Consider the following 11,820-nt stretch of genomic DNA (forward strand, 5'->3'; position numbering starts at 1 on the left):
CGGCGGCGGCGCTCGCGAGCAGAGACGCCGCGACGGATCGGCACCAGGCACTCCTCGAAGCCCCTGTCGATCGCCGGACCACCGCCCCCGACAGGGTGTCGCCGCCCGCCTCAAGTGCCGTCCTGCAGGCGGGCAGCGTCATCGCCGCGGCGCTGCTGACCGGCATCCGCTCCGACCTGCCCGGGCAGGTCACAGCCCAGGTGACCGAGGCCGTCTATGACAGCCCGACGGGACAGCGCCTGCTGATCCCCCAGGGCTCGCGCCTGATCGGCCAGTACCAGGGTGGTGCCGACGCCGGCCAGCGCCGGGTGCTGCTGGTTTGGACCCGGCTGATCCGGCCGGACGGTTCTTCGATCGTGCTCGAGCGGACACCTCTAAAAACCGCTGCACCATGACCGGTTTCATGATTCCATGGGGCGGTGTTCTCCATGGAGGGACGTCATGGGTCAGCCGGGGTTCTTTGATCTGGATGAGCGGTATCGGCTGCTGTCGGAGACCGGTGATCCCCTGGTGAAGCTGGCCAGCCTGGTGGACTTCGAGATCTTCCGGCCCCGTCTGGTGGCGGCACTGAAGCGGTCCGATGGCGCGAAGGGCGGGCGCCCGCCCTATGACCCGGTGCTGATGTTCAGGATCCTGATCCTACAGACGCTCTACACGCTGTCGGATGACGCCACCGAATTCCAGATCCGGGACCGGCTGTCGTTCATGCGCTTCCTGCGTCTCGGGCTCGAGGATGCGGTGCCTGACGCCAAGACGATCTGGCTGTATCGCGAGCACCTGACCAAGGCCGGCGTGATCCGGGATCTTTTCGCCGACTTCGATGGCTGGCTGAAGGGCAAGGGCTACTTGGCCATGTCGGGCCAGATCGTCGATGCCTCGATCATCGCCGCCCCGCGCCAGCGCAATACGGACGCGGAGAAGGCCGCCTTGAAGGAAGGACGGATCCCGGAGGACTGGCGGGCCAAACCGGCCAAATTGGCCCAGAAGGACCGCGATGCCCGCTGGACACTGAAGCGCGCCAAGGCAAGGAAGAGCAAGGCAGACGGCACCAAGGCCCGGGTGGAGATCGCCATTCCGGTGTTCGGCTACAAGAACCATATCGGCATCGACAAGGCGCATCGCCTGATCCGGGGCTTCAGCGTCACCTCGGCGGCGGCCCATGACGGTGCCCAGCTGCCGGCGGTGATGGCCCGCAACACGGCGAGCGATGTCTGGGCGGATACCGCCTACCGGACCAGGGCCAACGAAGCCTTCCTGGCGGCCCGGGGCTTGCGTTCCAGGATCCACTTCCGTCGCCGGCCCGGCCAGGATCTGACCGGGCCCCAGAAGAAGGCGAACCGGGCAAGATCGAAGATACGCTCTGCCGTGGAGGGCGTCTTCGCCCACCAGAAACATGCCTTCGGCCTGGTGGTCCGGACCATCGGCATGGCCAGAGCCACCACGAAGATCGCTCTCGCCAATCTCGCCTACAACGTCAGGCGCTATATCTGGCTGGCCGAGCACCAGCCGGCGGCCTGAAGGGGGCCCTTGTGGGGCAGGCCTCCCCGACCAAAAGCCCATTCAAACCCCAGGCCCGACCCGCCACGGGCCATCACGGCGCCGGATTCATCTCCGACGCCGCCATCAAGCTGGTTATTCGAGGTGTCCGAGCGCCTGCCGGGATCGGACGTTGCCGGTTACGCCGGGCTGGAGGACCAGGTCGACGATCACTGGGAGAACGTGGCCAAAGCTGCCACTCTCTCGACGCTACTCTCGATCGGCTCGGAACTGGCATCGGACAGCGGTAACGCCCTGCTCTCCGCCCTGCGGAACGGCTCTCAGGACACGGCCGACGACGCAGGCCAGCGGATCGTCAGCCGCGAACTCTCGGTGCCGCCCACCGTCACCATCCGGCCCGGCTTCCCGGTCCGGGTCGTCGTCACCCGCGACCTCGTCATCCCCCCCTATGGAGAGACCCCATGACCAAGCTCAAGCTCGGCCCGATCGAGGACGACCGGCCCGTCAAAGCGACGGTGGAACTGCCGGCATCGCTTCACCGCGACCTCGTCGCCTACGCCGAGGCGCTTGGCCGCCACACGGGGCAGCCGGTCAGCGACCCGCTCAAGCTGATCGTCCCGATGTTGCAGCGATTCATCGCGACAGACAGGGGGTTCGCGAAAGCGCGTAACGCCAGACCAGCGTCGTCCACCACGCACTTTATGTCAACCCGTGCTCCGGCGAAAGAGAACGGGCAAGATCAATGAATTTCCTCAGAGCAGGACTCTGGTTAGCGCGCCACCAGATCGCGACGAAGGTCATTGGTGAGGCGACAAGCGGACGGCATACGGTCCCCGCAATGGAGACGGTGGCCGTCTCCGCGGTCAAGGCGAATCCCCGCCCCAAAGCCACGAGCTGATAGAGGCTCAGCAGGCCGACGCGACAACGCTCGATGCTGACTTCGTGACCGGGGGCGGACAAATGGCGGACAAGGAATTCGTGCATGCGGCATCCCGGTTCGGTGTCACTGACAATAAAATGTTGGCCCTCAAGATCCTGCCATCGGATCTCTGCTTTCTCGGAGAGGAGTTCCCCCGCCGGCATCACGACGAACAACCGCTCCAGCCACAACGGCACGGTCTCGCAGCCTGGAGCGGCGGAACCGTCGCAGACAAACGCGACATCGAGTTCCTGGCGTTCGATTGCCCGGACGAGGTCGGGCTGAATGCCTTCGTTCCAGTCCAGACGGACCCCCGGCTCCCGCCCCCGATGAACCGCGGCCAGCCGAGCCAGGAAACCAGACGCCAGGGGAGAAAAGAAGCCGACTCGAAGAACGGCGAATTCACCGCGTCCCATAGACTTGGCCAGCGTCGCAGCCGCATCCAGTTGGTCCACCCCCTTGCGTGCTTGGACGACAAAGCACCGTCCAGCTTCGGTCAAGGTTACGCCGCTCGTGGTGCGCACAAACAGCGCTACACCGAGCCGAGCCTCGAGTTCCAGGATGCGTTTGCTGACGGCGGACGGCTGAACCCGCAGTTGCTGGGCGGCACGTCGGAAACTTCGACATTCAGCGGCGGCAACCACATAACGGATTTGCTTGAGATCCACGAGCGCTCCCATGACCCATGCAATATTAAGAAGAAAGGCCGCCACTCCGCGAAATGGCATAAAATTAAAAAATTCAATATCAGAAATTGATCTAATTTTCGCATCACGATCTTATTTCTTTTAATAAATTCTATTCACGACCCCTGCCCAGCAACCCAATATCGTGTGCGATTTCTACAGCGTTAATTCTATTTTTTGCATCTAATTTTCGAGTAATATTTTTTACGTGAAACTTCACTGTTTCGCTTGAAACAAGGAGAATTTTTGCAATTTCTATATTTGAAAGTCCCTTCGAAACGAAAAATATTACCTGCTTTTCCCTGGCTGAAAGTACCGAATCCCCTGTCGGCGTTGAAATTTCGTTATCAGCAATTTCACTCGATTCGCACCACTCGGACACCACATCATCTTGAATTGGCTTCAAATATTTAACTTCATCCTCAAATATCTGCTGACATCCAGAACCGCTCGCCGTCATTCTCGCATTGACCATGAGGCGATGCGCGTCTTGTCGCTGGCCCAAATGCCACCGCGCCAAAGCGGCAACACACTGTGAGGTAATAGTAAGACCAAAATTACCCATTGATGTGGCTCGCGAATAAAGATTCATGGCCAATGCTGCTGCTCGATTATATTCTTGATGAGATATCATTAGGCGAGCCTGAACCAATTGCCTCTCCTCAAGCGAGGGAGCTTTGCTTTCGCCCGCCGGCACACTAAGGTCATGGTCTTTTTCAATTCCCCAGGCGTCCCGAATACGTCCTGCGCACAAAAGGATAGTGGTGAGTTCGCCGGCAATCAGATCTGTGAGGCGGGTCATGCCAGCCGCCCGGGAAGCCTGAAGGTCCGCCCTCAGCGATTGAATGGCTCGGCGAAAATCACCCCTCGCCAGAGCAAGGCGCCCCTTAAGTCGCGCCACGGCGAAGGCCATCTCGACCGTGACGTCGTTCCGGATCTGACCGCCGGAGAATTGCCCGAGCGCATCAAGCGCGCCAGGAACCTCGCCCTGCATGTAACGCGCTTCGGCCAAGCATACATTCAGGAGCCCCCACGCTTGCTTGTCCTGCCCCCGAACAACGGAGCCAGCGACAATTACCTTCGTTATAATTTGTTCGACTTCACCCGGTTTTCCTTCAAACAGAGCCAGCCGCGCCCTTATAATCGGGAGCCACAATCCAGCCAAATGAGCATCACTTCGTTCGATTGCTTCGCCCGCAGCATCGCAGAGGCGCTTAGCATCGCGAATGCGTTTGAGAGCATAGGCCGTATAGGCCCAGGCCGTCAGCACATTCGCGCGCTGATATGTCAATTCGGGATGTCTTCGGTCCCAGTCCCGAAAATAATTCCAGGCATCAACGTACTTATCGGAAGTCGTTGCCAATACCGCCCTCGCCATCGCAAAGTTCGCATGCGCCTCTTCTTCACTGGTTCCGACCGCAACATCCTTCTCCGTCATACCGCTCAACAGACCGGCGGCCACATCTGGATTGTTGAAGATATTCAGCCATGCCAATCCGAGTTTCAGAGAAGGGTAATGCCGCAATTGCTCTTGAGTCAGGTATTGTGCCCACCGGCCAATATTCGAAAATTGTCCCAACTTGAATCCAAGATCGAAGATGAGTGGTGACAGGTAATCGCAAGCCCAACCGACGTGACCGCCTCGTATTGCATGGTCCATTGCCATGTCGACCTGATCCTGCTGCCGAAACCAGATAGCAGCCTTCAGAAGGATCCGCTCGAAAGCCCCGGGATATTCGACCTGGAGCCTTGAGAGGAGAAACTCTCGAAGAAGCGGATGAAAAGCGGCAAATTCTTCGGACCGGGCGCCGCGATGAACGAGAAACCACTGCCTTTCCAGCTCCTCTAGAAGAGAGGCCGCTTGGACCAAGCCCGTCGCCGACCGACATAACGCCGTCGACACGACTTCGAGTGGACTGGATTTCAGAAGCAGTTCGCGGTGAGCGCAAGGCAATTTTTCCAGCACTTCTTCCATGAAGTAGGCCGAAACGATTTCATTCGCCCCTGACAATGCTTCCCGCAATTTCGCGGGATCATCGAGCCTTCGCCATTCCAGACTTGCCAGCCGCAGCATGACCGGCCAGCCGCCAGTCTTCTGATAGATCGCATCAAGTTCATTTTCCGCCAATGGCGAACCACGCCATCTGTCTGCTATGCGGGCAATTTCGGAGCGGGTAAAGGCGAGATCTTGCGCGCTAAGTCGAACGAGTTCACCCGAGAGTACAGCCTTGGCACGGGGGACTCGTATGGCCGTCCTTCCGGACAGTACGAAGCGAACCGTTGCCGGACAGGATTCTATCGCCCGCGCGATATATCTGAGAACATGCGGATTAACGACGGCCTCACAACTGTCCAGGAAAAGAGTGACCCCGGTGCCACCGCCACTCACAGTTCCAAGCAGGTGATTCATCAGTGCCGACAGATCGAGATTCTGAATACTGTCTGGTAAATCAATTGACCATTCTGATTTCAATACACCAAGCAAATTTAACTTTAGAGAACTTGGATTATTGTCCTTGCGCGAAAAGCACAGGTAAAAACTTCTTTCTCCTTTCTCCGTCAAAGCTCGACGCCATTGCTGAATTAGGGTCGATTTGCCGTAGCCGGCCGGAGCCTCCAGGAGAAAGATACTCTTGTTGTGATGACGCAGAAAAATCTCGCCCAGTATACTCTCGCGCTTCAATTCGTCTGGCAAGCTCTCATCGATAGAGAATTGCCCTGCGTTCCCATCGAGGAATATGTGCGTCACTTTTGTTCTCCCTAGAAGAAAAAAATACCCCGGGGCGCGGAGGAGAACAAGGGCGCCCCGGGGTGAGTTCGCGTACTGTCGGGGGGGGCCCCACCGCACGCGTTTGATGTCAGAAAGAATAAGCCACATTCACGCCGATAAAATCTCGGTCGATATAAGGGTTCCGTGATGCGCCGCCGGTGCCCCCGGAACCGCCGCCCCAACTCTTAAAGTAATTGATATTCATCGCCCAGTTGTCGAGGTAGTTAATCTTGAGACCGAAATTCATTGATGTTACACTTTTTGTAAACCCCGGAAGGGAAGCCGGCGTATTGCCGAAGATACCATGGGAAAACCCGATCGACGGCGTCAGTGTGACACCATCAAAAACCCCGGGATAATCCCAAAAGAACAACCCTTGAATACCCCCCGACCATTGGGTCGGCTCCTTGGCCGTCGCGTAGAACGGAACACCCAGGTCTGTGGCCGCGATGGAGGGTACGACACCGAGCAACGGTCGGGTCGAAAACCCGGTAAATCCGGTTTGACCGTAGCCGGCATATTGTACGTTGGGATCCAGATCGACATGAATCGCCCCGAGTTCCACGAGGGCGAAGAGTTGGTTCGCGCCGAGCAGGCGCGTCACGAAACTGGACCCGCCGAAGATCTTGGTGAAGCGCACCGCCGCCTGCCAGACCTCATGCTTCTCGGCGAAGTCGATGCGCCGACCGGGAATGAACTGGCCGTCCGGATTGTGGAAGCCGGGATCGACGAAGGGGGCTATCCCCGGATTCGGCACGCAGATGGTTCCGATGCAGATGGGCGTCTTTGCCTTCGTTCCCTGGCTGATGGGGGCGCCACCTGCGGCGTTATACACGTTGGTGACGATCGCCGATTCAGAAATCAGAATGGGCACGTCATGCTTCCAACTCACTTCGGCATTGATGGCGACACCAAGCGGGTCATAGGTCGTGTTGAAGGCAAAGCCGAGCATATTCAGCCCGCTCGGATAATAGATCGTCATTCGGCCGTTATCGAGGTTCTCCAGGACCTTCGACGGGGGCGACGTCCCGAACGGCGGTTGGATCAAGGCCCCCGTCAGCGGGTTTGTAAGCGCGCCGACAAGATCCGTCACCGGCCCGCCGAGCAAGCCAGAAAGCGCCGATGTCAGCGCATTCAACTGGTCGACGCCGAGCTGATCCAGCAAGCCCTGAACCAGGGGCACAGGCAGTGCGGCGGCATTGATCTGCCCGGTCCCATCCGCAAACTTATCCGGCGATTGCCAGTAAATAGAAGGCAGTCTGGAAGTATAGCGCGCGAAATAGAATTGAAATTCAGTATTATTCAAGTCTGGCGAGAAATATTTTAGCGACACACCCCAATCGTGAACATCAGGGTCGTCTTCCACATACATCGGGAAATTGGCCGCCGTGATGACCTTGTTCGGATTGTCGTAATCAGTTGTCTTCATCCCGGTACTGGCGGTATATGACCTGGGATCAAAGGGATCTTCCGTCGTACTGACGTATTTTACGCCGTCGCATATATTGTCTGTCGTCGAAAAGAAACTGCCGCAAGCGTCGAGCTTGAAGGGTTTGAAATCCAACTGATAGAAGGCTTCCATCGAAAGATTATCCGCGAGATCCAGTCCCACGGAAATCATGGGAACGGGAATAAGCGCATCCTTCAGTTCGGCGCCTGGAACACGGATCTTCTTTACGTCGATAGGATTGACGATGGAAATCCCGTTGATGGTGAACAGGGCTTCGCCCCAGTTCAGGATTTGGCTGCCGACCTTGACGGTGAGATTCCGCCCTCCGAGGTCGAAATCGCCACCGACATAATAGTCGAGAAGCTCCGCGTCCCAATCCGCCCTGTTGTCAGCCCCCTCCGGGTAGCGACCGCTGGTATAGGGGCGAAGTTCTGGCTTGAAGTCCGCAAGATCGTTATTGGCCGCGACAGAATCGTAGAACGCCGCCCCCCTGAAGAAAGCGAAATAATTTCGCCACTTCAGTTTCAGTTCGCTCGAAACTGTGCTGACCTGGCTGATCAGGTCATATTTGTCATAGTTCAAATTCCCGTCATCAATATCCGAAACATTGCTCACACCACCATAATAATAGCCGTAATTCCGGGGATCCCTGTCCGCCATCCGCATCTGCGCGCCGACTGAAATGGCCGTTACAATGGAGCCTGTGATCTCGTCACCGATCTCGAATTCATAGGCAGCCACCGTCGTCGCCGAGGCCAGAACACCGGCCGCGGCCATTGCGGCAACCGACCATGGAAACCTTGCGCCCCTCACTCTCGTGTTCCAGACTTTGGACATTTCCTTCCCCTTCCCTGTTCTATTATTGATTTTCATGCCACATGTTTTCATGTGACAGATCTTTAGCAACCGACCGCGAGCCCCCCCCCCGTCCCCCACTACGCACTGACACCACCATCATGCCGGGAAGCATCGAGACGAACAGAGGCTTCCCGGCTGGGTTTTACATCGATATCAGTTCTGTCCGAGACGACGCATCGCATCGGGCGTGAATTGCCCGGCGTCGAGATCCTGAACATTCCAGTTCAGCATTTTTTCTTCGTTTTTCAGACTGAAGGCGATATAGCGCCCGGACTGGAGATCGTAATTCACTTCGATGGCCGATGAGCAGAGCGGAATATCGTAGTAGTTGACGATCGGGCCTTCCTGGAACCGCCACAGAGACCCCCGGGCATCGTAAAGGTCGGAGGCCACAAGATTCCAACTGTCTTCGTCGAAATACATCGTCCTGCGGGCATATACGTGCCTGACCCCCTCCTTGACTTTCGCCTCCACCACCCATACGCGATGCAGTTCGTAACGACTGTAATCCGGATTCACAAAATTCGCGGGCAGGATATCCTTATAGCTATGTTTATCGGACATCAATTCATAGGCATTGTAGCCGATATACATTTCCCGCTGCGGCTTCAGTTCCCATGTGAAGCGATCGGTCGCGCCATTGAACATGTCGAACTGATCGGTCGTCGCCAGGCCATCGCTATTGAAGAGCGGGTTGTCGTAAGACAACTCGGGTGCGCGCAATACGCGCCTCGTGCCAGGATTATATTGCCAGGCTTGGCGCGGCAATTCTTTCGCGTTGATCGTGTCATGGACCAGGATGACCGAACCGGCGAGACGGGCCGGAGAAGTCGTAATGTTCAAATAGGAAATGGCGATATTCTTGAGTTGACTGACGTCAGTGACATCGCCGATCGCATTGATGCCGGGGCCGGAGTAATGAAGGATCGCTTCGTCCTGCGTCTTGATGGAAGTGAAGCTTCCGTCTCGGTTGACCGCGGCGGTGTTGAAATAGCGCCGAATCTTGAAACCGCGATAGCGAAGGCGATGGTTCCAGACGACCTCGACACCAGATTTGGGAATAGGAAACGGATTGCCGACAATCGCGCCGTTGAGACCGTTTTCATCTTCGGTCATGGTCGCGGAAACCGCATTGAGCCTGCCTGCCTCGTAGACCCGCTCGGGCAGCGAACAGGATCGCCGAGTCTGGTAGACGTTGAGCTTATACCCAGGATAGGCCTTCAGCATGGCGAACTGGCCGTCGGGAATCTTGCCCTTATACTGGTCGGCATTGGCGTCGGTGATGGCGAATTTGAGAGGGTCCGCCGAATACGGACTGATGTGGTGCATGCCGGGCGTATAGCCGGCCGGCGGTGTCGTAATCCCACCCGTCCATGCCGGAATTGAGCCATCGGCGTTGCCCGCCTTGATCGCACCGACCGGCGTGAGATCCTTGCCGAGACGGTCCGCCTCCGACTGGCTTACCTTCGCAAAGGCCGACCCGGAAAGTGCAACCATCGCGCCGAAAGCGACGGCCAGAGTCTTGACGTTCATTATTCCTCCCGCTCACCATTTTGCATCTTACTGGCGATTTTTTTCAGCCTAGCACATCGACTGACACCCCCCCCTACCCGGTCGGGGAGGGGTGCTCATCCCGCTCCGGCGGTTCGGCCAGAGAACAAAGGTTGCCAAACAATTCCTGGAGCGCCAACCGCCGATCAACAGGCTCCGAATAGCCAAGGGCAGGCAAGTTTCGGGACCAGAAATCGAGGGTGGGGCGTCGGCCGTTACTTCCTTTCCGCCAGCCTCACCATCAGCGTGTCGTAACCCCGGATAAAGTTCGACTGCACCATGGTCGGCTCGCCCAGGGTTTCGATCCGCTCGAAGCGGGTCAGCAATTCCTCCCACAGGATGCGCAACTGCAGTTCCGCCAAGCGGTTGCCCATGCAGCGGTGGACGCCGAAACCGAAGGACATATGGTTGCGGGCGTTGGCCCGGTCGATAATGAAATCGTCGGGGCGCTCGAACACGCTTTCATCGCGGTTGCCGGAGGCATACCACATAACCACCTTGTCGCCCTTCCGGATGAACTGGCCGTTCAGCATGGTGTCCTTCTTGGCGACGCGCCGCATATAGGCGAGCGGGGTCTGCCAGCGGATGATTTCCGACACCATGTTGGGGATGAGGCCGGGGTCCGCCTTCAGTTTCTCGAACTGGTCCGGGAAGCGGTTCATGGCCAGCACGCCGGCCGACATCGAATTGCGTGTGGTGTCATTGCCTCCGACGATCAGCAGGGCAAGGTTGCCGATAAATTCCATCGGCCGCTTGATCAGGTCCCTGGTGCTCTCGTGGCATTGCATCTGGGTAATCAGGTCGAAGCCGGGTGCTTCCCCGGCGGCCGACCGCGCCGCCTTGTCGTGCCAGAGCGCCTTGAAATGGCGGGCCATGTCGATGGCGCCATTCATCAGTTCGTCGAGATCGAGCGGTCCGCCCGTGGTCTCGGCGCTGCCCGCCAACAGATCCGACCAATAGACCAGCTTTCGTCGCTGTTCGTAGGGAAAATCGAGAAGGGTCGCCAGCATTCGCGAGGTCAGCTCGATCGAGACATGGTCCACCCAGTTGAAAGCCTTGCCGACCGGCAGATTGTCCAGCACGTCCTGCACGCGCTGGCGGATCAGGCCCTCCATCTCCTTCAAGTTCTTGGGGGCCACTACCCCCTGCACGGCCTGGCGCTGGTGATCATGCCTTGGCGGGTCCATGGCGATGAACATCTCAAGGTTCATGCCCTTCGGCGGTTCCCCCAGGACGATGAAGGGTTCGGCCGAGAACAGGTCGTGGCTCTTGTCGACATGGAGAATGTCCTCATAGCGCGTCACCGACCAAAAGGGGCCGAAGGCGCTGTTCGGCTGGTAATGGACCGGCGCCTCCTCGCGCAGGCGCTTGAAGTAGGATTGCCAGCGGCCCTGGCGGAACAGGAAGGGGCTGCTCAGGTCTATCTGCTCCAAGGGCAGGTCGGCGACATCGGGCAAGGGGCGCTCGGCGAAGGTGGGCGGCCGGGCATCGGCGAAAGCCATGCGCCTCAGTTTCTCATAGAGATGTACGCTGCGGAATTGCAAGCTCATGGGGATGACGGACTGCGCCGTGGTGATCGCCCTGTCGAGAACCGTCGCCTGAGCAGTGGCGATCACTTTGTCGAGAATGGTCATGGCTTGGCCTGTCGTAGGGGGAAGTCCGGGATCACATCTGGAATTCGGGCAGGCGAACGGTCATGCCGTCCATCGCCGCCGACAGTTTAATCTGGCAGGCAAGGCGCGAGGCCGGCTGGCGTTCCGGCGACATGCTCAGCATCCGTGCCTCCTCGTCGCCCTGCGGGCCGAGGGCCGGGAGCCATTGGTCGTCCACGATCACATGACAGGTGCCGCAGGCACAGGCGCCGCTGCAATCGCCACCGATGCCGGGTACCCAATGGGCCGTCGCCACCTGCATGAGGGACTGGCCTTCGATCAGCCTAGCTTCATGCACCGTGCCGTCATGCTCGACGAAAATGATCTTGCCCATGCCCTGACTCCCCATTGTTCAACCAATGTTGGCTGTAGATATTGCTTGCATTGCCGCTCATCTTGTGCGCAGCCTGATCGCTCGGCTATGTTGATCTGGGTCA

General features: G+C 58.3%; 10 protein-coding genes. 4 read left to right on the plus strand and 6 right to left on the minus strand.

The genetic code is table 11. The features are described from left to right. The 4 genes from WAZ62_RS21555 to WAZ62_RS21570 all read left to right on the plus strand — a co-directional run. The coding region (locus tag WAZ62_RS21555; protein ID WP_422645589.1) for a TrbI/VirB10 family protein at window positions 1-395 on the plus strand (395 nt) is incomplete at its 5' end. Window positions 396-441: 46 nt separating this feature from the next. Then, window positions 442-1,518: an IS5 family transposase gene (locus WAZ62_RS21560; protein WP_422645590.1), complete on the plus strand. Its 1,077-nt coding sequence runs from the start codon at window positions 442-444 to the stop codon at window positions 1,516-1,518. 123 nt (window positions 1,519-1,641) lie between these two features. Next, entirely contained in the window at window positions 1,642-1,962 is a 321-nt protein-coding gene (locus WAZ62_RS21565) for a TrbI/VirB10 family protein (protein ID WP_422645591.1), read from the plus strand. Beyond that, the gene (locus WAZ62_RS21570; protein ID WP_109920222.1) at window positions 1,959-2,243 is read left to right on the plus strand and encodes a DUF2274 domain-containing protein; all 285 of its coding nucleotides are present in this window, start codon (window positions 1,959-1,961) and stop codon (window positions 2,241-2,243) included. The genes WAZ62_RS21565 and WAZ62_RS21570 overlap by 4 nt, the downstream gene beginning before the upstream one ends. Here WAZ62_RS21570 and WAZ62_RS21575 read toward each other — a convergent pair. From WAZ62_RS21575 to WAZ62_RS21600, 6 genes are all read right to left on the minus strand, one after another. Then, window positions 2,197-3,084, minus strand: coding sequence for a LysR family transcriptional regulator (locus tag WAZ62_RS21575; protein ID WP_208112063.1), 888 nt, complete (start codon window positions 3,082-3,084; stop codon window positions 2,197-2,199). The genes WAZ62_RS21570 and WAZ62_RS21575 overlap by 47 nt on opposite strands. Before the next feature lie 130 nt (window positions 3,085-3,214). Then, on the minus strand, window positions 3,215-5,851 hold the full coding sequence (locus WAZ62_RS21580) for a LuxR C-terminal-related transcriptional regulator (RefSeq protein WP_422645592.1): 2,637 nt from the start codon (window positions 5,849-5,851) through the stop codon (window positions 3,215-3,217). Window positions 5,852-5,960: 109 nt separating this feature from the next. Next, window positions 5,961-8,159, minus strand: coding sequence for a DUF1302 family protein (locus WAZ62_RS21585; RefSeq protein ID WP_422645593.1), 2,199 nt, complete (start codon window positions 8,157-8,159; stop codon window positions 5,961-5,963). Between the two features lie 174 nt (window positions 8,160-8,333). Next, window positions 8,334-9,713 carry a DUF1329 domain-containing protein gene (locus WAZ62_RS21590; RefSeq protein ID WP_422645594.1) on the minus strand — a complete coding sequence of 460 codons (1,380 nt, stop codon included), beginning with the start codon at window positions 9,711-9,713 and terminating at the stop codon, window positions 8,334-8,336. A gap of 233 nt (window positions 9,714-9,946) precedes the next feature. Next, window positions 9,947-11,365 (minus strand): cytochrome P450, encoded by a 1,419-nt coding sequence (locus WAZ62_RS21595; protein ID WP_109920217.1) that lies wholly within the window; start codon window positions 11,363-11,365, stop codon window positions 9,947-9,949. Between the two features lie 31 nt (window positions 11,366-11,396). Then, window positions 11,397-11,717, minus strand: a complete 321-nt coding sequence (locus tag WAZ62_RS21600; RefSeq protein ID WP_109920216.1) for a 2Fe-2S iron-sulfur cluster-binding protein — start codon at window positions 11,715-11,717, stop codon at window positions 11,397-11,399. Window positions 11,718-11,820: the final 103 nt, after the last annotated feature.

Source organism: Zavarzinia sp. (assembly GCF_049306435.1).
In the GTDB taxonomy this organism is placed as follows: Bacteria; Pseudomonadota; Alphaproteobacteria; order Zavarziniales; family Zavarziniaceae; genus Zavarzinia.